This window comes from Pandoraea sp. E26 (assembly GCF_000681415.1).
GTDB lineage: Bacteria > Pseudomonadota > Gammaproteobacteria > Burkholderiales > Burkholderiaceae > Pandoraea > Pandoraea pnomenusa.
Genome location: NZ_AYXJ01000009.1, coordinates 410,391 through 435,548, shown reverse-complemented (window position 1 = coordinate 435,548; position 25,158 = coordinate 410,391). Strand labels below are relative to the sequence as shown.

General features: G+C 65.3%; 23 protein-coding genes. 10 read left to right on the top strand and 13 right to left on the bottom strand.

From position 1 onward, the window contains the following. Nucleotides 1-143 precede the first annotated feature (143 nt). The 5 genes from W930_RS30990 to W930_RS0107395 form a co-directional block, all read right to left on the bottom strand. A complete protein-coding gene (locus W930_RS30990) occupies nt 144-275 on the bottom strand; it encodes a hypothetical protein (protein ID WP_255315166.1) in 132 nt (43 codons plus the stop codon). Nucleotides 276-539: 264 nt separating this feature from the next. Continuing rightward, nucleotides 540-1,205, bottom strand: a complete 666-nt coding sequence (locus W930_RS0107410) for a trimeric intracellular cation channel family protein (RefSeq protein WP_235195519.1) — start codon at nt 1,203-1,205, stop codon at nt 540-542. 9 nt (nt 1,206-1,214) lie between these two features. Further along, nucleotides 1,215-2,486 carry a M20 family metallopeptidase gene (locus W930_RS0107405; protein WP_023874561.1) on the bottom strand — a complete coding sequence of 424 codons (1,272 nt, stop codon included), beginning with the start codon at nt 2,484-2,486 and terminating at the stop codon, nt 1,215-1,217. A 601-nt stretch (nt 2,487-3,087) separates the two neighbouring features. Continuing rightward, complete coding sequence (locus W930_RS0107400) at nt 3,088-3,381, bottom strand: YciI family protein (RefSeq protein ID WP_023595701.1); 294 nt, start codon at nt 3,379-3,381, stop codon at nt 3,088-3,090. Between the two features lie 21 nt (nt 3,382-3,402). After that, the gene (locus W930_RS0107395) at nt 3,403-4,416 is read right to left on the bottom strand and encodes a quinone oxidoreductase (RefSeq protein WP_023874558.1); all 1,014 of its coding nucleotides are present in this window, start codon (nt 4,414-4,416) and stop codon (nt 3,403-3,405) included. 136 nt (nt 4,417-4,552) lie between these two features. On the opposite strand from W930_RS0107395, the gene W930_RS26555 reads away from it, so the two are divergent. The 3 genes from W930_RS26555 (at nt 4,553) to W930_RS0107375 (ending at nt 6,614) form a co-directional block, all read left to right on the top strand. Beyond that, complete coding sequence (locus tag W930_RS26555) at nt 4,553-5,425, top strand: LysR family transcriptional regulator (protein ID WP_029753906.1); 873 nt, start codon at nt 4,553-4,555, stop codon at nt 5,423-5,425. 135 nt (nt 5,426-5,560) lie between these two features. Continuing rightward, a complete protein-coding gene (locus W930_RS0107380; RefSeq protein WP_145929462.1) occupies nt 5,561-5,935 on the top strand; it encodes a hypothetical protein in 375 nt (124 codons plus the stop codon). 70 nt (nt 5,936-6,005) lie between these two features. After that, nucleotides 6,006-6,614 carry a hypothetical protein gene (locus W930_RS0107375; RefSeq protein ID WP_023874553.1) on the top strand — a complete coding sequence of 203 codons (609 nt, stop codon included), beginning with the start codon at nt 6,006-6,008 and terminating at the stop codon, nt 6,612-6,614. Here W930_RS0107375 and W930_RS0107370 read toward each other — a convergent pair. Continuing rightward, a complete protein-coding gene (locus W930_RS0107370; RefSeq protein WP_023874551.1) occupies nt 6,608-7,234 on the bottom strand; it encodes a hypothetical protein in 627 nt (208 codons plus the stop codon). The genes W930_RS0107375 and W930_RS0107370 overlap by 7 nt on opposite strands. A 275-nt stretch (nt 7,235-7,509) precedes the next feature. Here W930_RS0107370 and W930_RS26550 point away from each other — a divergent pair, with 275 nt between their 5' ends. The 3 genes from W930_RS26550 to map all read left to right on the top strand — a co-directional run bounded on the left by W930_RS26550 (nt 7,510) and on the right by map (nt 10,009). Then, nucleotides 7,510-8,817, top strand: coding sequence for an NRAMP family divalent metal transporter (locus W930_RS26550; protein ID WP_023874550.1), 1,308 nt, complete (start codon nt 7,510-7,512; stop codon nt 8,815-8,817). Between the two features lie 80 nt (nt 8,818-8,897). Then, a complete protein-coding gene (locus tag W930_RS0107360) occupies nt 8,898-9,152 on the top strand; it encodes a ParD-like family protein (RefSeq protein WP_023874549.1) in 255 nt (84 codons plus the stop codon). Then, nucleotides 9,152-10,009, top strand: a complete 858-nt coding sequence (map, locus tag W930_RS0107355) for a type I methionyl aminopeptidase (RefSeq protein ID WP_023595709.1) — start codon at nt 9,152-9,154, stop codon at nt 10,007-10,009. The genes W930_RS0107360 and map overlap by 1 nt, the downstream gene beginning before the upstream one ends. Nucleotides 10,010-10,060: 51 nt before the next feature. On the opposite strand, the gene W930_RS0107350 is transcribed toward map, so the two are convergent. From W930_RS0107350 to W930_RS26540, 7 genes are all read right to left on the bottom strand, one after another. After that, nucleotides 10,061-10,888 carry a hypothetical protein gene (locus tag W930_RS0107350; RefSeq protein WP_023595710.1) on the bottom strand — a complete coding sequence of 276 codons (828 nt, stop codon included), beginning with the start codon at nt 10,886-10,888 and terminating at the stop codon, nt 10,061-10,063. A 293-nt stretch (nt 10,889-11,181) separates the two neighbouring features. Next, nucleotides 11,182-12,294, bottom strand: coding sequence for an HPP family protein (locus W930_RS0107345; RefSeq protein ID WP_023595711.1), 1,113 nt, complete (start codon nt 12,292-12,294; stop codon nt 11,182-11,184). Between the two features lie 529 nt (nt 12,295-12,823). Next, complete coding sequence (locus W930_RS0107340) at nt 12,824-13,282, bottom strand: RcnB family protein (RefSeq protein ID WP_023874548.1); 459 nt, start codon at nt 13,280-13,282, stop codon at nt 12,824-12,826. Nucleotides 13,283-13,782: 500 nt separating this feature from the next. Then, on the bottom strand, nt 13,783-15,339 hold the full coding sequence (locus tag W930_RS26545; protein WP_023874547.1) for an efflux transporter outer membrane subunit: 1,557 nt from the start codon (nt 15,337-15,339) through the stop codon (nt 13,783-13,785). A gap of 12 nt (nt 15,340-15,351) precedes the next feature. Next, nucleotides 15,352-18,537, bottom strand: a complete 3,186-nt coding sequence (locus W930_RS0107330) for an efflux RND transporter permease subunit (protein WP_023874546.1) — start codon at nt 18,535-18,537, stop codon at nt 15,352-15,354. A 38-nt stretch (nt 18,538-18,575) separates the two neighbouring features. Next, nucleotides 18,576-19,850, bottom strand: a complete 1,275-nt coding sequence (locus tag W930_RS0107325; protein WP_023595713.1) for an efflux RND transporter periplasmic adaptor subunit — start codon at nt 19,848-19,850, stop codon at nt 18,576-18,578. 28 nt (nt 19,851-19,878) lie between these two features. Beyond that, nucleotides 19,879-20,808 (bottom strand): alpha/beta hydrolase, encoded by a 930-nt coding sequence (locus W930_RS26540; protein WP_024788472.1) that lies wholly within the window; start codon nt 20,806-20,808, stop codon nt 19,879-19,881. 239 nt (nt 20,809-21,047) lie between these two features. Between W930_RS26540 and W930_RS0107315 the strand changes: the two genes are divergently transcribed. From W930_RS0107315 to W930_RS0107300, 4 genes are all read left to right on the top strand, one after another. Further along, entirely contained in the window at nt 21,048-22,073 is a 1,026-nt protein-coding gene (locus W930_RS0107315) for a LysR family transcriptional regulator (RefSeq protein ID WP_023874544.1), read from the top strand. After that, complete coding sequence (locus W930_RS0107310) at nt 22,070-22,606, top strand: GNAT family N-acetyltransferase (RefSeq protein ID WP_028730880.1); 537 nt, start codon at nt 22,070-22,072, stop codon at nt 22,604-22,606. Before W930_RS0107315 ends, W930_RS0107310 begins: the two co-directional genes overlap by 4 nt. 345 nt (nt 22,607-22,951) lie before the next feature. Further along, complete coding sequence (locus W930_RS0107305) at nt 22,952-23,668, top strand: hypothetical protein (protein ID WP_023874541.1); 717 nt, start codon at nt 22,952-22,954, stop codon at nt 23,666-23,668. Continuing rightward, entirely contained in the window at nt 23,655-25,106 is a 1,452-nt protein-coding gene (locus tag W930_RS0107300; protein WP_023595717.1) for a hypothetical protein, read from the top strand. The genes W930_RS0107305 and W930_RS0107300 overlap by 14 nt, the downstream gene beginning before the upstream one ends. Nucleotides 25,107-25,158 lie beyond the last annotated feature (52 nt).

The window sequence follows — 25,158 nt, the reverse complement described above, 5'->3', positions numbered from 1 at the left end:
TCTTCCGGCGGATTGATGGATTTGTGTGATCCGGGCGCCAAGGTCGCTGGCACGTCCGTGGCGGCCGCCGCACTGATGACGAATAACGTCTATTCGCGTCGCAGAACCATGCGGGCCACGGGCAAGGAACCTGCCAGGCCGTGTTACAGAAAGGCAGGGATGGCATCGGCCAGGAACTGAATGCCCTTGTAAATCTGGTACGTGCCGTAGGTGGCGCCGGCCACGAGGGCTCCCTTGCCTGCCGCGACAATATAAGGAATAGCGGGGATGAACATCATTTTGGCCTCCGGTCGTCAGCGCATTCGTGCCCGGAAATTGGTGTTGCCCGAGCGGTGACGCCAGAGTATCAACGCGAGCCATCGCGGTCACCTGTGATAAATCGCAGCGACGTCCGCGCCGCGTCCCCCATTACGACTGCGCCGCGGACGCGGGGTGATTACTCATCCGACGTGCCGATCAGACGCGCCTCGAAATGGCTTCCCATGGTCAGGTGAAGCTCTCTATATGCCGATGCCACGCTGTAGCGTCGAGCCCCCGCGTTAATCGGCGTCGCTTGCATCGCGCCCGTCGGCGCGCGGGAGGTTCCACTGGTACCGCAGCGACAGGTAACGAAGTGCGAAGCACGCCGCAAGCGCGAACCAGGTCCTGCCGCTCGACATCCATCCCATCCGTTCGCCGACAACCTCGATGCCCGCGCCGACAAGTGCCGCGGACGCATAGATCTCGCGCTGCAGTATGACGGGGACACGATTGAGAAGCACGTCGCGCGCCACGCCGCCGCCAACCGCGGTGGCAACGCCCAGCAGCACCGCCACCTCGGCGTTGTGGCCATAAATCATGGCCTTCTGCGCACCCGTTACGGCAAACAGTCCCAGTCCGATGGAGTCGAACAGGATCACCGGGTGGGCAAGGCGCCCCACCAACGGGTTCGCCGCGATCGCCATGAATGCCGCAGCCATCGAAACCGCAAGGTAGTGCCAGTCTGTCAACCCGGCCGGCGGCACGGCGCCAATGCACAGGTCGCGCAGAACGCCACCGCCGCACGCGACCGTAAACGCGATGACCATCACACCGAACCAGTCGAGGCCGCGGCCTCGGGCCGCGACCGCACCGCTGATCGCAAACGCGAACGTGCCCGCCAGGTCGAGCGTTGTGAACAGGCGATGGTCGTTCAGGCCGGCTAGCGCCAATTCATGAACGTTCATGGACTCTATTCAGACGGCGACATCGGGGGGACATAGCCAGGCAGCGGCGGCAGTCAGCATGGCTTGCAAGCCCGTCTCAAGCGTGGGATGAATCTGCGGCGCGAACTTCGGCGAGTGATTGCTGGGAATTTTGTTGACGGCCTTTTCCCGCTGCGCCGTGGCAAACACCGTGGGGTCGGTGCCGCCGACGAACCAAAACACGTACGGCACACGCCAGGTACGTCCGAAGACGCTGAAATCCTCGCTGGCCGATGCTGGGCCTGGCGCCAGCGTAGCGTTCTCGCCAAATTGCCGATTGAATGCCTGTGCCACCCGTTCCGTCGCGACGCGGTCGTTTTCGGTCAGCGGATAGCTGTTGATGGTGGTGAACTCCGGGGGGCGCTCGGCACCGGAGGCATCGCACTCCGCACAGCAAATACGACGGATGGACTTGAGCATGTAGTCGCGCGCATCTTCGCTGAACGTGCGCATGTTCAACTTGATGGTGGCATCGTCGGGAATGATGTTTTCCTTGGTGCCGGCCTGCAGGGAGCCGATCGTGAGCACGGCCGGCTCGTTCGGCGCGATCTCGCGAGACACGATGGTCTGGAGCCGCAGCGTGGTCGCCGCAGCCATGATCACGGGATCGATCGAGGTCTGCGGCTGTGAACCATGCGAGCCGCGCCCGAAGAGCTTGATCTTCAGGCTGTCGCCGGCGGACAGGGTGACACCAGGACGGTAATTGACGGTGCCGGCGGGCCCGACCATCACATGCTGTCCGAGAATAATGTCGGGCTTCGGAAAGCGACCCTCGCCCCAGTCCCGCACCATGGCATGCGCGCCCTCGGCGGTCTCCTCGCCGGGCTGGAACACGATCATGAGCGTGCCCCGCCAGGCGGCGCGATTCGTGGACAGGACGCGTGCCGCGCCGATCATCCACGTGACGTGCATGTCGTGGCCGCACGAGTGCGCCACCCCGACCTCGACGCCGTCCGCATCGCGCGCTGTGACGCTGCTGGCATAGGGCAGCCCCGTGTTCTCTGCCATGGGCAATGCATCCATGTCCGCACGCAACATCACGGTCGGACCGTCGCCGTTCTTCATGACACACACCACGCCGGTCACGCCAACCTCGCGTGTTACCTCGTAGCCAAGGTCCTGCATCGTGTCGGCAACGATTTTCGCTGTACGGACTTCCTGCATCGACAACTCGGGATGCTGGTGAAGGTCCTTGTAGAGCGCTTCCAGATCGGCCATCAGGGCGGGTGCGGCGGAGCCGAGCGCTTGGGTGAGGGCATTCATGGTAGCTCCAGAGAGGGCCGAATCACGTTGGGCGAGATAGGACGAAACGCTCGCGAGGCGATGGTCGCCGCAGCGTTCGGTTGGCGCGCATATGTGCCTACGTTGCAGCGCACGGCTGGCGACATGTCGCGTTCTACCCGCCGAGCGCGGGGGAAGCGATGGCGCCCACACCAATGCCGATTCCCAGTCGGCGATGGCCTCCGTGTGCCGCATCGCGATGAGGCGTCCAGAGCAAAACGGAGGAGGGCGTTGGCCATGGGAGCGCTCTTGGAAGGCGGCCTTATCAAGGCTGTCGAAACACAATACGCCTCTCGGAATCGCCGATCAATCAGGGGATTACTGATGCAAGTGCCAAGACTGATGGGGCGGGCTGAGGTGAGCCTTTCGATGGGATTCCTGCCGCCCGACGCACAGCGCATGGTCGAGCATCTCGCAACGCGTGCGCCCGCCGCGGCATTGCCGCGCCCCCGCACGACCGTGGAACGCCCCCGGACACCGATGCGGAGGCGCTTGCACTGCTTCAATGTTCCGGGACGGTCGGCAAAGCAGCGTCGCGTCGCCGGAACATCTCAATTCCTTGCGATATAGTTAGGATGACAAATCATTGTGCGCTGAAGTCAGGCATTCCCTCCGCGGCCATCGTGGGTTCCCACGCGATGATCTGGTAGCTTGCCACTCCGGCCTGACGAAACGGGTCTTCCGAAATCCATTGCGTAACTTCGTCGAGCGTGTTGGCTCTGGCGAGAATCACGCCACCGGTTCGCGGCGACTTCCGGCCCGAGAGCAGGAAGTGTCCCGCTGCGTAATGGCGGTTCAGAAAAGCGCGGTGCGCTTCCATGTGGGTATCCACTTCGGACAGCGGGCGAAGGTAGTCGAGAAGGATGAGAAACAACATGAGGGTCCTCGTTGGGTTGGCTCAGGGGCGCAGCAGCACGGCACCTGCGGTTTGCCCGGCTTCCAGCCGGCGATGTGCCTGTGCCGCCTCGCTCAATGGCAGGATATCGCCGATCGTCGGTCGCAGCCCGGCCTGAAGTTGCCGGATCGTGGCAAGCGCGCCTTCGCGGTAACGCGCTCCATCCGTCATGAAGCGGAAAACCCCCGGCCGCGAGAGCGCCACGGAGCGCGTCGGACCCAGCAGCGACAAATCGAGCGGTCCGGGGTCGCCAGCCACCTGACCGACGTTGGCGACCATCCCGTAGGGGCGCACGCAGCCGAGGGTGTCGACCAGGGTCTGTCCGCCGATGCCGTCGACAGCGTAATCGACGCCCCGGCCGTCGGTCAGCCGCATGACTTCCGTCACGAAATCCGTCTCGCGGTAATTGATGGCATGGTCAAGGCCGTGTTCCATGGCCAGCGCTGCCTTGGCCGGCGAGCTGACGGTGCCGATGACGCGAGCGCCCAAAGCCTTCGCCCACTGCACCAGCACCAACCCCAGCCCGCCGGCCGCTGCATGCACGAGCACTGTATCGCCAGCCTTCAGCGGGTAGACGTACGTGAACAACATGTGCGTGGTGATACCCCGCAGCAGCAGGCTGGCCACCGCGTCGTCGGATACGTCGTCGGGCAGCACGATGGCCCGGTCGGCCGGCAAGTTGCGGGCGCTGGCATAGCCGCCGGTGGGCGGGCCGGCATACGCGATGCGCTGCCCCGCACGCACCGAGTCGACGCCCGGCCCGAGCGCCTCGACGACTCCGGCAGCCTCCACCCCAAGCACCGCGGGAAGCGACGGCAACCGGTAGAGACCGGTGCGGTGATAGACATCGACGTAGTTCACGCCGATCGCGGTGTGCCGCACGCGGATCTCACCCGCCCCCGGCGCGGGCAACACCGCCTCCACGGCGGTCAGTGCCGAAGCGTCGCCATATTGACCGATGACGATCTGGGAAACGGAAACGGCGGATGTGTCGGGAAATGACTCGCGCTGGGTCATGGGGGTTCTCCTGAGGAATGAGCTTGCAAGCGCAGCTTACGTTGAGCAAAATGGATCAACAATTCTCAAGAATTCGACATTTATTGTGCAAAAAAACACAGATGGCGATGCGGCCAGTGCGGCCGAGAAGCGCGCGCTGCAATGGGATGACATCCGCTATTTCCTCGAGTTGGCGCGCACAGGCAGCCTGTCTGGCGCGGCACGGCGGCTCAGGGTCGAGCATTCGACCGTGGCAAGGCGTGTCGAGGCACTGGAGCAGTCGCTGGGGATTCGGCTTTTCGATCGCTTGCCCAAGGCATGGTCGCTGACGGCGGAAGGCGAGACGCTGGTGGCTCAGGCGGGGCGACTCGACGATGAGGCGCAGGCATTCTCACGAGTGGCGCTCGGTGTCTCGTCCTTGCAGGGGACGGTCCGGCTCTCGGCGCCGCCGGCGTTCGCCGGTCATTTCCTCGCGCCCCGGCTGGCCGCCATGCGCGGCAGATGGCAGAACATCGACCTGGAGGTAATCGGGGAAACGCGCGACGCCAATCTGGCGCGCGGCGAGGCGGATTTGGCGATCCGAATGTCCCGGCCCACTGCGGCGGGCCTGGTAGCCCGTGCCATTGCGGACATGGGGTATGGACTTTACGCAGCCCATGGCTATACCCGCCGACCGGCCGACGCGTGGGAGTTTCTCGGTTACGACGACAGCCTCGACCAGGTGCCGCAGCAGCGCTGGCTGGCCGAGGTCGCAGGCCGTCGACGCTTTGTGTTCAGGAGCAATGACCTCACGGCACTGCTCAATGCCACACGCGTCGGCCTCGGCATTGCGGTCCTGCCCCACTTCCTGGCCGCCAACGACGACGCACTGGCATTGGTGCCCGCCCCGGTCTGTCCCACGGTACGGAAGCTATGGCTGGTCATGCATCCCGATGTCAAACGTTCGCCGCGTGTGCGATTGATTGCCGATCTTCTCGCGGAAGTGGTCGTCGAGGCGCAAGCGCTGATGTCGGGCATTGCGCCACGGTGATCCGACCCAGGGCACAGCATTTTGCGGTGTCGCAACAGCACGAAGCATCGAAGAACTACAAATTCGTGCAGAAATGCCGCTGTCCGACATGCCGTGCTGAACGGGCATGTCGGCACGACGGCGCATGAACCGGCGGTGCGCGTCGGCATGAAAACTGCGAGTCAGACGGGCGATGTCATCGTGAACCACGCGCAATTTCGCCGGAGACTGCATTTCATGACCGATCGCATGCCGTCGCAAGACGAATGTCTCGATTACCGGCTTCTGCATGAAGACGGCGATGAAGAGACCATCGGCACCCACCACGGTTGCGTCGGCAACGGCTATTGGCCAGCACACGTCCCATGCGACACCTATTGCACGCCCGGCCCGATTTCGGATGGCATGTCGACGAACGGCGAAGAATGCCTTGAAAAGCGTCGGGCACGAACACAGCCCAAAGGCACGCGTGCATCCGATCCGGCGCTCACGCCAGCATGGGAGCGGCTCATACGAGACGCATCCGAGTGATGGCATTCGCGCCGCAACCGGCAATGCCTTGCATACTCCGCACCGCGCCAGGTTTCCACGGAGGCCGCCAATGAGCGTTTCGGAATTTGTAGATGCCTATCTTCGATACGCGATCGTTCCTGCCTGGCTCATCGCGGGATTGGCCGATTGGGCATGCCATCGCCGCGCCCATATCGAGCGCAATGCGGGGGCGAAGGAATCCGCCATGCATCTGGCGCAAATGCTCGAAGTCGGTATTCCATTGCTGGTCGCACTGATTTTCCGAATCAACGCGATCGTGATCGCCATCATGCTGCTGGGCCTGATACTTCACGAAATCACGGCGTTATGGGATGTTCACTACGCGAAGCAAAAGCGTGACATCGGCACCATTGAGCAACATGCGCACAGCTTTCTCGAGCTGCTCCCGATTTGCGCGGTAACGCTGGTCATCGGCGCGAACGCGGAGCGGGTGTGGCGTGCCATCGTGCATGCGAGTCCGCAGGACTGGACGATGTCTCCCAGCCCAGTGCCGTTGCCGTACATCGGTGGGGTGGTCACGGCAGCCATTCTTTTCGCCGTGATTCCCTATGGCGAAGAGCTCGTTCGGTGTGTGCGGCATCCTCGACAGGCCGCTCGGCAGCGGGCCGCGCAAGCGACGCTTTACGCCGCGCGGACCCGTGCCCCCAAACGTCAGTGACGGGATGACAGCAGCGTCTCGCGTGCCTGCTCCGCGCGCGAAGCCCCAATGGCGGACTCGACGTGCTTTCTTTCCTCCGGGGGTGGCAGCACGGCCGGATAGCCGAGTGTATCGATCCACAGTTCCCTGGCCCAGCCCATCGTGTGGTACAGATGGTGGTCCTCCTGATGCTCGACCGCGGCCACCGCGTCTGACAGCACCGCTTTCAGATCCCCCTCCGATTTGCCGGCGATCATGGCAAGCAACTCCCAGTTCTGATGGTCTTTCGTCTCGGCGAGCACCACGCACTCCGCTGCAACGATTTGCGCGAGCGTCGGATTGCCGGCGTTGCTTGCCAGAGCGATGGCCTTGACGAGCGACGCCCCGTGGTGGGCAACGATATCCCGTCCCGGCGATTGCGCGTCCGGATCGAGGCCAAGCGCGGAGATGACGTTCAACAAGACTTGCTGGTGTTGTCGTGTCTGCTCGAGATATTCGGTCCATTCCTTCTTGAGGTCTGCATTTTTTACACACCCCAATGCCGCGGAGTAGACCTTCTCGCCTCCAAGCTCGGTCTCGTACGCCTGGTACAAAAGCTCGCGAATACCTTGCTCGTGCGGGTTGTGCTTGCTTGATGCCATGTTGTTTCTCCTTGAGTGAAAGTGCCGCGTCGACTTCAGCAGACGACGCACGCAAGTCTCATGCCGGTATCTGGTGGCATGGAAATTGCGGCGAATACGGCAAATACGGCAAATACGGCGAGGCAGCGAGACGGCGAGACGGCGAGACGGCCCGGGCAGCGATGCGACGATGGCGTTACGACGTCGGGCCCCAATTCAGACCCCAACCCAGGTCGAAAGCGCGGGAAGGACACAGCCATCGGGCAGCCATTGCGCGAAAGCGCGGGAGGGCGACCATGAGAACAACACGCGAGCCGCGTGGTGCGCATACCGAGGATCGACGCAGCGACAAGCCGCGTTCGTTTTTGCAACGACTCGGCCCCGGTCTGCTGACCGGCGTGGCCGACGACGATCCCAGCGGCATCGGCACCTATCTGCAATCGGGCGCGCAATTCGGGCACCAGGTCCTCTGGTCGGCTGTCGTCACGGTGCCGTTGATGGTGTGCATCCAACTCGCCTCGGCACACATCGGCAGCGGCACAGGACATGGCATCCTGAGAGAGGTCAGAAAGCACTATTCGGCCAGAATCGCGACATCGCTGGCGCTTCTGATCGTCATCGCCAACATCATCAACGTGGGTGCCGATCTGGCCGCCATGGGCGATGCCGCCTCCGTCACGCTCGGTGGGCCCAATTACGCGTATGCGCTGCTCTTCGCCGGACTCACCCTGTTCCTGCAGATCCGCCTGAAGTACGAAGCCTATGCGCGGTATCTCAAATGGTTGACGCTCGCGCTGTTCACTTACGTGGCGAATCTCTTTGTGGTCCATACGGACTGGCACGCCGCGTTGCGGGACGTGGTGTGGCCGCGCATCACGCCGACGAGGGAGTACGCCACGACGCTGGTCGCGATCCTGGGCACGACGATCAGTCCTTATCTCTTCGTCTGGCAGTCCGCCCTGGAGGTCGAGGAAATCAAGGCGAACGGCGATGCGCATGCGCGCGGCGACGCCACCGCGCAAGCGAAGACCGAGGCGCGGCGCATTCTCTCGGACACGTGGGTCGGCATGCTCACCTCCAATTTCATCGCGGTGTGCATCATGGTGACCGCGGCATCCGCGTTCTTCGGACATGGCGTCCATCAGATCGAATCGACTCGCCAGGCGGCGCACGCACTGGCACCCGTCGCCGGCAAGTCGGCGATTCTCCTGTTCGCGACCGGCATGATCGGATGCGGGTTGCTGGCCATCCCCTCGCTCACCGGTAGCGCTGCCTACGCGCTTACCGGCGCGCTCAGACTGCCAGGCGGCATGAGCCAGACGCCACGCAGCGCGGGCACTTTCTATGCCGTGATCGTCGTCTGCACGGTGCTCGGTGCGTTGCTGTGCTTCAGTCCGATCAGTCCCGTCAAGGCGCTTTACTGGAGCGCGGTCATCAATGGTGTCGCGGCGGTGCCTTGCATGGTGATGGTCATGTCGCTTTCGTCGCGCAGGGCCGTCGTGGGCAAGATGGTCAATGCCCGCGCAGTGACGATCGGAGGATGGTTCGCCACGGCGCTCATGGCCGTGTGCGTTGTGGTGATGTTCTACACGATGATGGCGTGAGGGGCGGGCGGGCAAGACAACTGGCCATCCAGGTGGTAATATACGTTCCGTAGCTATTTCGTATATATGGAGCCCGCCACATGGGTATCGTTAAGATTTCGGAGCAAATGCACGAGGCGCTGCGCAACACCAGCGGCGCGCTGAGTCGCTCCATCAACGCGCAGGCCGAACACTGGCTGCGCGTGGGCATGCTCGCCGAGCTCAACCCGACGTTGAGCTATGGCGAAATCTGCCGTCGTCTCATCGAGTCCGACGGCGCCACGGTCAGCGAGACCGCGGCAGCCGTTCCTCCCGCAACCGGTGCACCCGTCACCGCATTGAACAAGGTGGCCTAATGGTGCGCGAACGCGTTGTCATCCGCTCGAAAGAAGAAATTGCGCTGTCGCGTCACGCGGGGGAACTGGCGGCACAGGTGCTCGCGATGATCGGCGAGTACGTCAGGCCTGGCGTCACGACCGACGAACTCGACCGGATCTGCCACGACTTCATCGTCAACGACCTCAAGGCGATTCCGGCCAACATCGGTTACCACGGGTACCCGAAGACAGTCTGCGCGTCGGTGAACCACGTCGTGTGCCATGGCATTCCCGGCGACAAGAAACTGCATGACGGCGACATCGTGAACATCGACGTCGCGCTCATCAAGGACGGCTGGTTCGGCGATACAAGTCGCATGTACTACGCCGGCAAGCCGAGCATTCTCGCCAAACGCCTGGTCGACACGACCTACGAGGCGATGCTCGCCGGCATTCGCGCCGTGCGCCCCGGTGCCACGCTGGGCGACGTGGGCTACGCCATTCAGTCAGTCGCGCATCGCGAGGGTTTCAGCGTGGTGCGCGACTACTGCGGACACGGCATCGGCACCACCTATCACGACGATCCTCAAGTCTTGCACTATGGTCGCCCGAATACCGGTCTTACGCTGCGCTCGGGCATGATCTTCACGATCGAACCCATGATCAACGCCGGCAAGCCCGACACCCGGCAACTCGCCGACGGTTGGACGGTCGTCACGCGCGACCGCTCGTTGTCCGCTCAATGGGAACACATGGTCGCCGTGACGGACACGGGCTTCCAGGTACTCACGCAGTGGCCCGATGGCCTCGGCGAGTTCGCCCGGTATGGGGCGGTCGACGGCAGCATCGCCGTCACCGCGAACACGGCCGGCATCGCGAACGTCAATGCCGCCTGAGCGGCGGATGCGTCGATACGCCCCCGACGTCCGAGGCACGAAGTCCGCGCCTCAGACGTCGTCCGGGGCGTCTTCCAGCGTGAGCAGGCGATCGGCAAAACGCCGGTAAATCCAGGCGGACACGCTCGATGCGAGCGCCACCCAGGCAATGGAAATCACGGTCTGCAGCACCAGCGTGCCAAGCACCACCGTCGTGGCGCCAGGCAAGTAATGCAGCGCGGCCGCGAAGAGCATCGTCAGCACCAGACCCGCAACAATCAGCGGCAGGATGGTGGCCAACGTCGTCCCGAACATCACCCAGAAGTGCCCGCGCGAATCCTGCCACGCCGCCTGCCACCGCTTGCTGCGCCCCGCAGCGATTTGCGGGTAGATAAGCGACACACGTACCAGCACATACATCAGGGCACAGAACAGGAGCGCGAGCAGCGTGCCGATGATGGCGAAGGAATTGCCGTGCCCCGACAGGCGCAGCGCCAATGCCAGGCCGAAGGCGATCACGAACCATACGATGGCGAGCCCAACGACAATCTGGATCGACGCCCACAGATAACGCCAAAGATCGCGCCCGTACCACGATGTCTGCTGCGTGGCCTGGGCGCCGAGCACCGTGTATCGCATGACGTGAATGGCAAGCACGCAGAACGCGACGAGATTGACGGTCACCACGCCGAACGACATGAGGACGATGCGCATCCGATAGGAGAGCGGTTCGCCGTTCTGGACGGCCTGCGCGGCGAGCTCCTTGAGCGAAATGCTCAGCGCCGAGGTCACCAGAATCACCACCGCGATGCTCAGGCACAGCAGCGGACGATGGCGCAGCGCCCGAAGGCCGTCGCGCCATGCCCCCGTAAAACACTGCTTGAACGTGATTGGTTCCATGTTTCTCCCTGAGCGAATTTTGCTTCGGTCATCGAAGCTGTCTGGCGCCGGTGTGGCGCGCCGCCGCCATTCTTGCAGATCGGCCTGGGGCTGACAATTTCGCTGCGAAAGCCGACGTCGTCAGCAGATACAGGAAAGCGTGGGAAGTGCGCAAAGTGCGGGAAGTGCGCTGCGCCGGGAAGGCAGGGAAAGCGAAGAGAGGGGGCGAGCAGGGAAGGAGGAGTGCCCGCGAACGCGCCGGGGTGAGGGCAACGCCCGCGATGCCGAAGTGGCATCGCGAGCGGGCAGGGGATTCAAGCGGCCATGACCTTGCGCAGCACTTCGGCGTGGGTGACCACGCCGACCAGCCGCGCGGCGTCGTCAAGGACCGGCAGCGTGCCGTGACGCTGCGTCATGAGCAGCGGCACCAGCTCCGAGATCGGCATGCCGGTCGTGGCGGTTTGGAGATCGCCTTGCATGAGGTCTCGAACCGCAGGACGCTGCCGCGTACCGATCGACACGCCGAAACGCGGCCAGTGCTGACGGCGGGCGCGCCGCGTGTGCAGATCGTGACGCGTCACAAGACCGATCACGCGATCTCCATCGACGACCGGCAATGCATCCAGTCCATGCCGTTGCAGCAGGCGCCAGGCGGCTGGCGCTTCGTCGTGCGGTTGGACCTTCGCCAGCGGGGGCCCCATGACATCGGCGGCCGTCAATTCGCGGGCCCGGCGCGCGAACGCCTCCCGTTGGGTATCACGCAGCAGGCTGGCCAGATCGTCGGCGGAGATGTCGAGCAATTCGCTGCGACGTGCCAGCGCCTTTTCGGCATCGGCCGTCGTGACGGGAATTGCCTGCGCATTGACCGGCCGGGCCGGAGCCTGTGCCCGCATGGCGTGCGGATAACGATGGCCGGTCAGCGCGTGATACCCGATCGCGGCGCCGAGCAGCACGACGGACTGCACCGCAATGGGCTCCAGCACGAAACCGTAGCCGAGCGCATGAACGGCCGGCCCGCCGAGCACGGCAGTCAGCGCCACAGCACCCGAAGGCGGATGCACGCAGCGAAACGTGAACATCAAGGCGATGGCCACGCCGACGGCCGCCGCGGCCGCCACGACCGGCGATGCAATGTAGGTTGCGCACGTCACCCCGACAACGGCTGCCACCAGATTGCCGCCGAGAATCGACCAGGGTTGGGCGAGAGGACTGGCCGGCACGCCGAACAACAGAACGGCCGACGCCCCCATCGGGGCCACCAGCCAGGGAATGTACCCCTGTGGGCCGAGCATCCAGAGCATCAGGCCACCCGTCAGGCCGATGCCGCACAGCGCGCCGAACCCCGCTCGCAATCGCTCGCGCCAGTGCACGGCGACCACGGCAGGCAGGAAGCCCACGGCCCAGTCCCGCAAATCACGTCGTGTCATTGCCATTTCGTCCCTCTCCACGCGCACCGGTTTGGAGCGTCTGCTTGATATTTTGTGCATGATATATCGTATATCGATGAATTGGGAGGGCATGAGCGCGTGATTTTAATGCTGCGGCGCAGCGAAATCTCGACCTCGGTCTGCGCGCGGGTCGGGCGATGCACCAAATCAAGGAAAACGAGACGAGGCGGGGAAGCGGACCGGAAAACCGGCGTGAACCTTGCTAGCGCGGGAGGGGGCCGCGACGTAGTGCGCCGCAGGGGGGACGTCAGGCGAGCCGGCGAGACGACGGGCATTCGCGGCGCTCGCGACGGATGAACGCAGGTCAGTGCATCGAGGGCGCTGTCCGGCAATGGCCTCGGGGCCACTGGGTGAGGCGTTGGTCAACGCCGGGCGGCTTCAGTCTGGCGAAGCAAAGGGGATTGGCGGGGCTCGAGAAGGATGGAAGAGATGGAAGAGGGGCTCCGCATCGACGGCACCACCCGGCGAAAGCCATGCGGCTCCCGGGTGGGGCGTCGAGCAGCGCCGGTCAGCGACCGCTGCCGAGGACGATCTGCGAGATCACGCCGGTGGTGATCGCGACGAGCAGAAAGTCACCGCCAACGCCGACCCAGTGATAGCCGCGCGGCGGTGGGTTCAGACGGTACTGGCGATAGTCGTCGACCACGTACTGCCGGTCGCGATATTGCTGCGGCACGCGATCGCCGCGGCGCCAGTTGGGGTGTTGCCATGAATCCTGGTCCGGCCCCGGGCCCGGCTGCGCGCGCGGCGGCGGGCCGCCGCGAGGTCCATTCATGTGCCCCTTCTGAGGGCCATGCCCCGGCGAGCCTCCATGCGGACCATGGGGACCGCCGGGACGCTGCCCCGGAGGACCGCCGCGATCACCCGGACCCCCCATGGGGGGCGGGCCGCCTTGCGCGAGTGTCATTGTCGAGGAAACCGCCAGACCGGCGGCGAGGCACAGCGACAGCGTGTTGCGCATCTTCATTGTTTGCACTCCTTATCGTAGGGCCGAGGGGCCTGACGCGGGGAAAGCATCCGAGATGACTTGCCAGCGACGATCGTCGCGTTCTCGCCCTTCGTCTTCCATACGTCCATACGTCCATACGTCCATACGTCCATACGACGCGCGGCGAAAGCGAAAATCGTTCGTCCATCCTACCATTGCCGGGCAAAAAAAGAGCCCGGACCTGCCGAATGTCGTATGACGTCGGGCAGTGCCGGGCAAGCAGGGACGCAGGGAAGAAACCCTTTTCATTACCTTTCCGACGCTTACGAGGAACTGTCGGGCGGGTGCATCGGAACCGGCGGCGCCATCGGCGCACATCGGGGGCGGGTCAGTGCGCCACTCGCCTTGGGGGACACGAGGGCGTCCGCCGGTTCGATGCATCCTTTTGACGTGAGGCGGCCATACGGCCCGTTGTCCCCACGTCGGCGCGCAATCCGTTGCTGACTGTCGCGCCGTCCTGCCAGGCTCGATTCAGCGAATTAGCGCGCTGCCACGGTTGCGCCCGAGGTGGGCGCCTCGGCCGTCGGCGTCGGCTTGGCCGGCGCATCGGCACCAGCCGTATCGCCCCAGCCGCCGCCAAGCGCGCGGATGAGATTCACGGTCGACACCGCCTGCGCGCCGGCCAGCTGCACCGCGCTGCGCTGTGACTGCAACACGGTCCGCTCGGCATCGATCACGTCGAGATAGGCGATCGAGCCTTCCTGATATTGCACGCGCGAGAGTTGCGCCGCGCGGTTCGATGCCTTGACCGCGTCGTCCTGCGCGCGGGTCTGCTGCGCGAGCAGACGCAGGTTCGACAGGTTGTCCTCGACTTCCTGGAACGCCACGAGAACCTGCTGGCGATAGTTGGCGACATCCTCTTCGTACTTGGCGCGGGCGCGCGACAGATTGCCGCTGCGCGCGCCGCCATCGAAGATTGGCATGGAGAGCAGGCCACCCACGACTGGGCCGAGCAGGAACGTACGGCTCGACCAGTTGAACAGGTCGCCCAGCGTCGCCGCTTCGAACCCACCGGAACCGGTGAGCGAGAGCGACGGGAAGAACGCGGCCTTTGCCACGCCGATACGCGCGTTGGCCGCAGCCATGGCGCGCTCGGCGGCGGCGACGTCCGGGCGCCGTTCGAGCAGCGCCGAGGGCAGTCCGGCCGGAATCTGCACGGTGACCGGCACGAGTGGCGACGGCGCGAAAGTGAATTCCGCCGGTGTCTTGCCCAGGAGAATCGCCAGGCTATGCTCGGACGCCGCGCGCAAGCGCGCGACGGCCAGCGCATCGGACTGCGCCGTGGCGAGTTCCGCCTTCGCACGCGCCACGTCGAGCTCGCCGATGTCGCCCTCGGTGAAGCGGCGCTGAACCAGTTTGAGCGCTTCCTCGCGCAGCTTCACGGTCTGCGTGTACAGCGCCTGCTCGGCGTCGAGTTCGCGCAGGCTGAAGTAGTTCTGCGCCACGTCGGCCTGCAAGGCGAGTTGCACCGAGCGGTACAGCGCTTCGCTTTGTTCCGCGTCGGCACGGGCCGCGGCCACGTTGTCCGACACGCGACCGAACAGGTCGACTTCGTAGCCGACGCTCGCTTGCGCGCGCCACAGCGTAAATGGTGCGATGTTCGTGCCGTCCGGCTGCATCTGCGAGGCAGGCGAAATCTTCTGGCGCGTCGGCCCGAACCCGGCATCGAGCGTGGGGAAGAGGGCGGCGCGTGCCTGCCGCTGCACGCCGCGCGCTTCCTGCACGCGGGCGGCGGCTGCCTTCAGATTCTGGTTGGCCGAGAGCGCGTCCTGCTCGAGCTTGTCGAGCGTGGCATCGCCGAACACTTTCCACCATTCGCCGCGGGCCATCGCCTCGGCGGGCTCGGCGGTTTTCCACGTACCGGCCTCGCCGGCCGGCAGTGTGACGGGCGAGGCCTCCTTGAATGCCGTGGGCGTACCCTTGTCGGTCACCGACGGCACTTCATACGTGGGGGCCATCGAGCAGCCCGCCACCACCAGCAGGGTGGCGAGCAGCGTCGAGACACCCAGACTGCGTTTGATCCATTGCGATTGCATGATTGGCATCCTTCAGACTTCGGCCTTGACGTTGTTGGGCATGGTCGACGCGTGTGCGCTGTGCAGCGGCTTCTTGCCTGCCAGCGTGCGCAGCAGCACGTAGAACACCGGCGTCAGGATCAGGCCGAAGCCGGTCACGCCGATCATGCCGAAGAACACGGCCACGCCCATGGCATGACGCATTTCCGAACCGGCGCCGGTCGACATCACCAGCGGCACCACACCCATGATGAACGCGATGGACGTCATAAGAATCGGGCGCAGACGCAGGCGGCTGGCCTCGATGGCCGCGGCCACCGCCGTGCGGCCCTGCATTTCGAGCTCCCGGGCGAATTCCACGATCAGGATCGCGTTCTTCGCGGACAACCCCACCAGCACCATCAAACCGATCTGCGTGAAGATGTTGTTGTCTCCCCGCGTGAGCCACACCCCGAACAGGGCCGACATGATGCTCATCGGCACGATCATGATCACGGCCAAAGGCAGCGTCAGGCTCTCGTACTGCGCGGCAAGTACCAGGAACACCAGCAGCACGGAGATCGGGAACACCCACAGCGCCGAGTCGCCCGCGAGAATCTGCTGATACGTCAGGTCCGTCCATTCGAACTTCACGCCGCGCGGCAGCGTCTCGGCGGCGATGCGCTCGACGGCCGCCTGCGCCTGGCCCGACGAATAGCCCGGTGCCGGGCCGCCGTTGACGTCGGCGGCGGTGTATCCGTTGTAACGCACCACCATTTCCGGACCGTAGGTCGGCGTGACCTTCACCAGCGAGGAGAGCGGCACCATGTCGCCACTGCTGTTGCGTGTCTTGAGCAGACCGATGTCCTCGGCATGGGCGCGGAACGGCGCATCGGCCTGCACGCGCACCTGGTACACCCGGCCGAACTTGTTGAAGTCGTTCACGTACAGCGAGCCGAGGTAGATCTGCATGGTGTCGAACACGTCGGTGATCGGCACACCCAGCTGCTTGGCCTTGACGCGATCGAGGTCCACGTTCAGTTGCGGCACGTTGATCTGATACGACGAGAACGTCGGGCCCAGTTCCTTCGTCTGCGACGCCTTCTTGATGAACGCCTGCGTCGCATTGTTGAGCGCCTCGTAACCCAGCGCGCCGCGGTCTTCGATCTGCAGCTTGAAGCCGCCGAGCGTGCCCAGACCCATCACCGGCGGGGGCGGGAACACGGCGATGAACGAATCCTTGTTCTTCGAGTACTCGGCGTTGAGCTTCGCCGCGATGGCGGCGGCCGACATCGACTTGTCCTTGCGCTCGGCAAACGGCTTGAGCGTGATGAAGGCGATACCCGCCGACGACGAGTTCGTGAAGCCGTTGACCGACAGGCCCGGGAATGCCACGGAGCTCTTCACGCCGGGGATCTTCAGCGCAATGTCGGTCATGTCGCGGATCACCTTCTCCGTGCGATCGAGCGATGCGCCGTTGGGCAACTGCGCGAACGCCACGAGGTACTCCTTGTCCTGGGCGGGCACGAAGCCACCCGGTACCACTTTGCCCAGCAGGATCGTCGCGCCGATGAGCACGGCGAAGATCGCCATCATGAGTGCCTTGCGACCGATCACGCGCGTCACGCCCTGGCCGTACTTCTCCGAGCCGCGATGGAATACACGGTTGAACGCCCGGAAGAAGCCGCCGAGATAGCGGTTCATCTGGCGGGTGAGCCAGTCGGGCTCGGCGTGATGGTCCTTGAGCAGCAGGGCAGCCATGGCCGGCGACAGCGTGAGCGAGTTGAACGCGGAGATCACCGTCGAGATGGCGATGGTCATCGCGAACTGCTTGTAGAACTGTCCCGTGAGGCCGGACATGAACGCGAGCGGCACGAACACGGCCACGAGCGTGAGCGCGATCGCGATGATCGGCCCGCTCACTTCGCGCATGGCCTGATATGTCGCCTCCTTGGGCGAGAGCCCGGCCGCGATGTTGCGCTCCACGTTCTCGACGACCACGATGGCGTCGTCGACCACGATCCCGATGGCGAGCACCATCCCGAACAGCGACAACGCATTGATCGAGTAGCCGAAGCCGAGCAACAGCGCGAAGGTGCCCACGATCGACACCGGCACGGCCAGCAGCGGAATGATCGACGCACGCCACGTCTGCAGGAACACGATCACCACGATCACCACGAGGGCGATAGCCTCGAGCAGCGTGTGAATCACGGCCTTGATCGACGAGCGCACGAACTGCGTCGGGTCGTACTCGATGCGGTACTCGACGCCCGGCGGCATGTCTTTTTGCAGATCGGCCATCGCCGCGCGAACCTCGTCGGAGATTTGCAGCGAGTTCGCCCCCGGCGACTGGTTGATACCGAGACCCACGGCCGGCTTGTTGTCGAGCAACGAGCGCAGGCTGTACGACGACGCGTCGAGTTGCACGCGCGCCACGTCGCCCAGATGCGTGACCGCACCGTCCGGCGAGGTCTTCAGGATGATGTCGCGGAACTCTTCTTCCGTGTTCAGGCGACCGCGTGCGTTCACGTTCAGTTGCAGCGGCGTGTTCGGGCCGGCCGGTGTCGCGCCGATCACTCCGGCCGCGACCTGCACGTTCTGCTCGCGAATGGCCTTGACCACGTCGGACGCCGTCAGGCCGCGCTGTGCAACCTTGGCGGGATCGAGCCACACGCGCATCGAGTAGTCGCCCGCGCCCCACAACTGGACTTCACCCACGCCCTGGATGCGCGAGAGCCGATCCTTGACGTTGATCAGCGCGTAGTTGCGCAGGTACGTCATGTCGTAGCGATTGTTCGGCGAAATCAGGTGCACCACCATCGTGAGCGTCGGCGACGACTTGATGGTCGTGACCCCCAGGCGTTGCACGTCGTCCGGCAAGCGCGGCAACGCTTGCGCCACGCGGTTCTGCACGAGCTGCTGGGCCTTGTCGGGGTCGGTGCCCAGACGGAAGGTCACGGTCGTGGTGAGGTTGCCGTCGCTGTTCGCCTGCGACTGCATGTACAGCATGTTTTCCACGCCGTTGATCTGCTCTTCGAGCGGCGACGCAACGGTTTCGGCGATCACTTTCGGGTTCGCGCCGGGGTACTGGGCATGCACGACGACCGACGGCGGGACCACTTCCGGGTACTCCGAAATCGGCAGCTGGAACACGGCGATCAGGCCGGCCAGCAGCGTGACGACCGAAAGAACCCCCGCGAAGATGGGCCGGTCGATAAAGAATTTTGAGATGTTCATGACGAAACTCTGGGGTGTCGTTCAGGGCGTCGCATCGATTACGAGCGCGACGCCGTTGCCGCGGTGGCCGTGGCCGCCTGGGCAGGTTTGGCCGGCTTGGCCGGTTTGGCCGCCGGAGCGGCCGGTGCAGCGTCGGCCACGGCAATGTCGTGACCGTCGCCGGTGTCGCCCGCCATCTTCACGGTCTTGGGCGTCACCGGGTCGCCAGGGCGCACGCGTTGCAGGCCGTTGACCACGATGCGCTCGCCTTCCTTCAGGCCGCCGGCGATTTCCACCAGCCCCCCGTGGCGCTCGCCAAGCTGGACTTCGCGGTACTGCACCTTGTTGGCCGGATCGACCACGAGCACGAACTTCTTGCTCTGGTCGGTGCCGATGGCGGCTTCATCCACGAGCAGCGCGGGGTGCGGCTCGCCGCCGCCGACCCGAATGCGAGCGTACAGTCCCGGCACCAGCGCGCCGTCGGCGTTGTCGAAGCGTGCGCGCACGCGGATGGTCCCCGACGTGGTGTCGAAGCGGTTGTCCACCGAGTACACGGTGCCCTTGCGCGAATAGCCAGACTCGTTGGCCAGGCCCAGGTCGACCGGCACGCCGCTCTTGCCCGTATCGCGTGCGAGGTAGCGCAGATACGTTTGTTCGTCGACATCGAATGCGGCATACATCGGCGAGACCGAGACCACCGTGGTCAGGGCCGGCGACTGTGCGCCGGCCGAGACTGTGTTGCCGACGGTGATTTCCGCGCGCGACACGCGTCCGGCCACCGGCGCCACGATCTGGGTGTAACCGAGATTGATGCGTGCTGTCTCGAGCGCCGCACGCGCGGCCTTCACATTGGCCGCCGCTTCGCGTGCGGCGTTTTCCTTCTGATCGAAGTCTTTCTTCGCGATGGCGTTGTCGGCGATCAGGCGCTGCGCACGTGCGAGGTCGGTGCTGGTAAACACATCGCGTGCCTGCGCCGATGCGAGTTGCGCGGCCGCGCGGTCGACTTCCGCCGCGTACGGGCGCGGGTCGATCGTGAAGAGCGGGTCGCCCTTTTTCACGAGTTGCCCGTCCTTGAAGTGCACGGCCGTGATGGTGCCCGACACGAGCGGCTTGATGTCGACGCGGTCCACGGCGTCGAGCCTGCCCGAGTAGCTTTGCCAGTCGGTCACGGTGCGCGAGATGACGTTGGCGACATCGACCTCGACGGTCGGCATGACTTGCGCGGCGGGGGGCGTGCTGGCGTCGACGCGCACGACGGTCAGCGTGCCGATGGCCACGAGCGCGGCGGTCGCGGCGGCGGCAATGAGTACGGGTTTGCGAGCGAGGGTGGTCATTATTGAATATCTCCGGGATCGGATGGACTCACTGGGTAGGGCCGGCGGCGGGCGGCGCCAGCCGGCGTGTCAGGAACGCGGCCACCTCCCGCAATGCGGCGGGAAGCGCGGCCAGACCGTGATGGGATGCGCTGCGGTGGCGCGTGACCTGTGTCGGCACGCCTGCGGCGATGAGCTCGGCGGCATACTTTTCGGCTTCGACGTGCAGCAGGTCGTGTTCCGCGGATGCGATCAGCGTGGCCGGCAGACCGGCCAGCCGACGCGATTCGAGCGGCGCGGCGTAGGGATGCAGGCGCTGCGTCGCATGCGGCAGGTACTTGCGGTAGCACTGCGCGCACTCGCTCGCCTCGATGTCGCTGGGCGTGCGGCCGTCGGCCAGGCGCGTCATGCTCGGATCGAGCAGCGGGGCGAGCAAGGCCTGCGCCGAGATGGCGATCTCGCCGCGATCCCGGGCGATCATCGTGAGCGCGGTGGCGATGTTGCCACCGGCATCGTGACCGGCAACCGCCAGGCGGCGCGGGCTGGCACCGTACCGGCGGGCATGGCGTTGCAGCCAGCGCGCGGCGTTCCAGGCGTCCTCGGGCGCGGCCGGAAACGGATGCTCGGGCGCGAGCGAGTAGCCGACCGAGACGACGAGCGCCGGTACATGGGTGGCGAGATATCGGGCGGCCGCATCGCCGTCGTCGAGCGAACCGGCGCAGAAGCCGCCGCCGTGGAAGTACAGGACGGCGGGCAGGTGCGCTTCGAGCGGCACGACCACGCCCGGTTGTCCCGCATGCGCGTGGGCCGCGCCCACCGATGCGCAGGGTCCCATCGGGCGGTACAGGCGCAACGTGACCGGACCCACGTGGCCGGCGATGCTCACTTCCTCGATACGCAGTCCGTCGTCGTTGCCCGGGCGACGGGTATGCGTCGTCGTTCCCTTGCTTCCCGATTGCGGCTTGGCGTTGCTGGACATATGGCTTTGGGCTCGCGCGAGCGATGCCCCTCTGATGACATTCGATGGAGCGAAGTCTAGAGGCCACGGACATCCGGATAAACGCCTATAATTTGGCAACACTGTTCGGCCAGCTCGACTAATCGACCTGAGCCTTGCGGGCATTGGCTTATGCCGTCGACCAATAAGCTTAGGCGTTCGGCATTGCCGCGAAATTCGCGGATCGGTCAGTGCAACCGCGTTTTCATTGGGGAAATATCATGGATCGCTTGCAAGCGATGCAGGTCTTCACGCGAGTGGTCGAGGCGAACAGCTTTTCGCGCGCGGCCGACAATCTCGGGTTGCCGCGCACCTCGGTGACCACGATCATCCAGAACCTCGAGTCGCATCTGGGCACGCGCCTGTTGCAGCGCACGACCCGGCGACTCAACCTCACGCCCGACGGCGCCGCGTATTACGAGCGATGCCTGCGAATTCTCGCGGACATCGAAGAGACGGAATCGTCGTTTCGCGAGAGCAGCCAGCGCGTGCGCGGCAAGTTGCGCATCGACATGCCGGGCTCGCTCGGCAAGCTGGTGGTGCTGCCGTCGCTGTGCGAATTTCACGACCGCTACCCGGAAATCGAGCTCATGGTCGGCATGGGCGACAAACCCGTCGACCTGATTCAGGAAGGCGTCGATTGCGTGCTGCGCGTGGGCACGCTGCAGGATTCGAGCCTCGTGGCGCGCCGTGTCGGGTTGTTCCAGAGTCTGACGTGCGCATCGCCCGCGTATCTCGAGCGCATGGGCATGCCGCATACGTTGGAGGATCTGCAGCGGCACACCGCCGTGCACTACTTCTCGAGTCGCACGGGCCGGGTGATCGATGAGCAGTTCCTCGTCGACGGCAAGGAGGTCGAAATCCACATGCAGGGTTCGGTCGCCGTGAACGACGCCGAAGCCTATCTCCAACTCGGGCTGGCGGGCTTCGGCACGGTGCAACTGGCGCGCTTCATGGCGCTGCCGTATCTCCAGTCGGGGCAACTGGTCGAGATCCTGCATCAGTGGAAGCCACCGCCCATGCCCATTTCCGCCGTCTATCCCCATAACCGCCATCTGTCGCCGAAAGTGCGCGTATTTGTCGACTTCATCGCTGAACTTTTCGAGCGATGCCCGTTGTTGCAGGGGCTCGACGAGACCGCCGGGCAGTGCAAGCCCACGGTCGCGGCGGCCGACGCGGAGGGCAAGGCCAACGATCGCTGGGCCGCCTACGGCACCGAGATGGCGCCGCAGGAGGTTGTGGTTTGACCCGGCAGCGGGCGGCGCGGGTTCGCCTCGCGACGCCGGCGGATGTGCCTGCGATGGCGGTCGTGGAGCGCAGCGCGGCGGCGCGCTTTCGAACCTTGCCCGAGTTGGCCTGGCTGGCCGACGGCGAGCCGATCGCGGCAGCGGACCAGCTCGCGTGGATCGCCGCCGGCACCGCGTGGGTCGCGACCGACCCCGACGATGCCCCGGTCGGATTGCTCGATGCCGAAGTCTTCGGCACCGCGCTCCATGTCTGGGAGCTGTCGGTGCATCGGTCGTGGCAGGGCAGGGGGATCGGGCGCGCATTGCTCGACGCGGCGATCGGGCATGCCTGCGAGGCCGGACTTGGTGCCGTGACCCTGACCACGTTCCGGGATGTCGCATGGAATGCGCCGTTCTACGCCCGCGCGGGCTTCGAGACGATCAACGACGACACCTTGTGCGCGCGTTTGCGCGCGGTACTGGCACGCGAGCGCGCCGCGGGACTTTCTCCTGCACGGCGCTGCGCCATGCGGCGCCGACTGGTCACCGGATAGCCGTTCGCGCGGCCCGCTGAATTGCCGCCTTCTCCGCCCTCTCAATCTCCTCCATCTCCTCCGCGGTCCCACCGTTCCAACCGTTCCCATCGGTTCCGCGTTTTCCGCCTTTCCCGCGTTTCCCGCGTTTCCCACGTTTCCCGCCTTTGCTCGCGTCGCTTTTTGCGTCGGACGGCCCGCCACGTGTGGGCGATTCGTGCATGCCGCGACATGGGCGCGATGCGACACTGAGTCCCTCTTTTCCATAACACCGGGGACGCCATGCGGGGTGCCGCCGCAACCGTCGCATCACTTCAGTGGCCATGTGCCGACACAGACCCCGCCGCGCCGCGGCCGGGGCTTGCGATGCGTGTCGACGCGCTTGACATCGCGCTGGGCCGGATCGACGCGGCCGACGCCGCCGCGCGGCACAAGGCGATGCATGCGTTTCTCGCTAGCGGCCGCGGCGCATGCGACGCGCCATGGCTCACGCATTTCCGGACGACGGAACACGACAGCCAGTCGCTGGCAAAGGCGCTTCACGTTTGCCACGTCGCCTCGCAGCCGCATGGGCTGACGTTCGTGCGGGATACCTTTGGCCAGGCACGTGTCGACACCTGGGTGCGCGATGTGTTGTCGCAACTGCGTGCCGACGCGCGCGACGCATTGTTTCTCTGGCGGCCGCATCCCGGGAGCGATGCCGATTTGCCTCGCGTGCTGTCGTCGGGCGTGGTGACGCTCGCCGTGCCCGGAACACCGGGCTGTCGCGTGCCGTTGTTGGCGCCGTGCGTGCGAGACGCGGGCCTCGACCTGACGCCGGACGAGATGGCGCAGGTGCTCACGACGCCATGCGTCCGTCACCGCATGGACGGCAGGGGCACCGTGCTGTACGCCCTGACGCAGACGGCCCTGGACGACGACGGCAAGGCCGCCGCGGCCGGGCTCGTGGATCTCGTGCGGGCGTTCGACGGCAGCCTGCCGTGTGCGCTGCACGACCTCGAGTCGCGCGGATTGTTAAGGGAATTGCGACGTCTCGCATTCAATACGCAGTCGACCAAGGAGAGTCTGCATGCTGGTCAATGAGGTAACTACGCAACCGGTCAGTCCGTACATCAACAAGCAGTTCGACGAACCCGGGATCGACGACATCCGGCGCAGCATCGCCGCGTTCGACGCCGAAATGCGTCCCGAGCGCGGCGCCCTCGAGAGCCAGCGGCAGGTGATCGCGCAGTTTCGCGACGCGATGGCGCGGACCTCGTCAGTCGAGCGATTCCGGCAGCTTTTCGGGATGCACGGGAGCCAATGGCGCCGCGGCGACGCGGTGACGTGTCATATTGCGTCGTATTTCGTCGGACTGCGTGTCGAGCTAGCACGCATCGGGCAACCGGCCTTCGATGACGCCTGCCGCCGGCAACTGCATTCGCTCACGCCCGAGGCGCGCGCCGACATGCTCGCCCGCCCGGCGCTGGGCGATTTCGGCGCGATTGTGCTCACGGCACCTGGCGTGGGATTGCGTTGTCCGCTGACGACAGCGGGCATGGGCGAGGGAGGCATCCATCTCACGCAGGCCGAGGCGGTATCGCTGCTCGGCGCGTCAGTGCGGCCGGACGAATCGCGCACCATCCTGCAGACGCTGAGCGACATGAAGCTGAGCGACCTGTCCATGCATGCCACCTACGCGCTGCTCAATCTCGCACTCGACGGCGACGGCAAGGTGCCCGAGTCGCTCGACGGCACCGCGTTTCGAAAGCTGTTCTGCGACCTGTTCGATGCGCTCTGGCGCGACAAGCATGCCGAGAGTGCGACGCTCGGCGCATCGAACTTCTTTGCCCAGGAGGGCGACAACCTCCGACTCGGGCATATCGACTGGTTATCCGCGAAGGCCGCGGATGCGCAGGCGCAGCGGGTGCGCGGCATGGCGCTGCTTTGCCTGGGCGGCGAGCGCTCGCGCGTTCGGCAGGAGTTGCGCCTGGCGAGCGCATTGCACGCAGAGCTGGCCGCGGGACGGTATGAGGGGGTAAGGCGTTACGAAATCGCGGCGACGACCTATCTGGCGGCGGCGTCGAAGCATGAGGCGCTGAGCCATCTCGATGCCGCCGCGTTCGCGTACGGCTTCGCGGCGAAGAATTTTGCGCGTTGCCCGGGCAAGGCGGCGAACATGCGTGCGGCACTGGAGCAAGCCGTTCAGTGTCATGGCAAGGCCAACGCGATGAACGCCGCGCACCTCGTCGTCGAGTGCGCCGATATTTACGCGTTGCGCGGCGCCAGTGAGGAGGCGGTCGCCCTGTACGAGGCAGCGGCGAAGCAATTCATCCGGCTGGGCAATCGGGAGGAGGCGCAGCGCAATACCGCGCGTGCGAAGGATCACAGGACCCGCGTCGATATTCGCACCATCAACCGCGCGCTGGAAAGCCGGCGCAGCATGGCGGATCGCCTGCGTGGAACGGGGTTGGACGCCGCGGCGGCAGTGCGGCCCGACGAGCCCGTGCCGGGCGCGCCGGATCCGGTGGCCGCATCCTGAATCGGGCATGCGCGCTGCACGCTGCGCGCCATGGGGTGTCGTTGGGTGCTTG

Coding starts and splice junctions, on each gene's coding strand:
- W930_RS0107330 (WP_023874546.1), bottom strand. CDS start 18,537: ATGAACATCTCAAAATTCTTTATCGACCGGCCCATCTTCGCGGGGGTT.
- W930_RS0107315 (WP_023874544.1), top strand. CDS start 21,048: ATGGATCGCTTGCAAGCGATGCAGGTCTTCACGCGAGTGGTCGAGGCG.
- W930_RS0107360 (WP_023874549.1), top strand. CDS start 8,898: ATGGGTATCGTTAAGATTTCGGAGCAAATGCACGAGGCGCTGCGCAAC.
- W930_RS30990 (WP_255315166.1), bottom strand. CDS start 275: ATGTTCATCCCCGCTATTCCTTATATTGTCGCGGCAGGCAAGGGAGCC.
- W930_RS0107410 (WP_235195519.1), bottom strand. CDS start 1,205: ATGAACGTTCATGAATTGGCGCTAGCCGGCCTGAACGACCATCGCCTG.
- W930_RS26550 (WP_023874550.1), top strand. CDS start 7,510: ATGAGAACAACACGCGAGCCGCGTGGTGCGCATACCGAGGATCGACGC.
- map (WP_023595709.1), top strand. CDS start 9,152: ATGGTGCGCGAACGCGTTGTCATCCGCTCGAAAGAAGAAATTGCGCTG.
- W930_RS26540 (WP_024788472.1), bottom strand. CDS start 20,808: ATGTCCAGCAACGCCAAGCCGCAATCGGGAAGCAAGGGAACGACGACG.
- W930_RS0107345 (WP_023595711.1), bottom strand. CDS start 12,294: ATGACACGACGTGATTTGCGGGACTGGGCCGTGGGCTTCCTGCCTGCC.
- W930_RS26545 (WP_023874547.1), bottom strand. CDS start 15,339: ATGCAATCGCAATGGATCAAACGCAGTCTGGGTGTCTCGACGCTGCTC.
- W930_RS0107400 (WP_023595701.1), bottom strand. CDS start 3,381: ATGTTGTTTCTCATCCTTCTCGACTACCTTCGCCCGCTGTCCGAAGTG.
- W930_RS0107375 (WP_023874553.1), top strand. CDS start 6,006: ATGAGCGTTTCGGAATTTGTAGATGCCTATCTTCGATACGCGATCGTT.
- W930_RS0107325 (WP_023595713.1), bottom strand. CDS start 19,850: ATGACCACCCTCGCTCGCAAACCCGTACTCATTGCCGCCGCCGCGACC.
- W930_RS0107340 (WP_023874548.1), bottom strand. CDS start 13,282: ATGAAGATGCGCAACACGCTGTCGCTGTGCCTCGCCGCCGGTCTGGCG.
- W930_RS0107300 (WP_023595717.1), top strand. CDS start 23,655: ATGCTGGTCAATGAGGTAACTACGCAACCGGTCAGTCCGTACATCAAC.
- W930_RS0107395 (WP_023874558.1), bottom strand. CDS start 4,416: ATGACCCAGCGCGAGTCATTTCCCGACACATCCGCCGTTTCCGTTTCC.
- W930_RS0107305 (WP_023874541.1), top strand. CDS start 22,952: ATGCGTGTCGACGCGCTTGACATCGCGCTGGGCCGGATCGACGCGGCC.
- W930_RS0107405 (WP_023874561.1), bottom strand. CDS start 2,486: ATGAATGCCCTCACCCAAGCGCTCGGCTCCGCCGCACCCGCCCTGATG.
- W930_RS0107350 (WP_023595710.1), bottom strand. CDS start 10,888: ATGGAACCAATCACGTTCAAGCAGTGTTTTACGGGGGCATGGCGCGAC.
- W930_RS0107370 (WP_023874551.1), bottom strand. CDS start 7,234: ATGGCATCAAGCAAGCACAACCCGCACGAGCAAGGTATTCGCGAGCTT.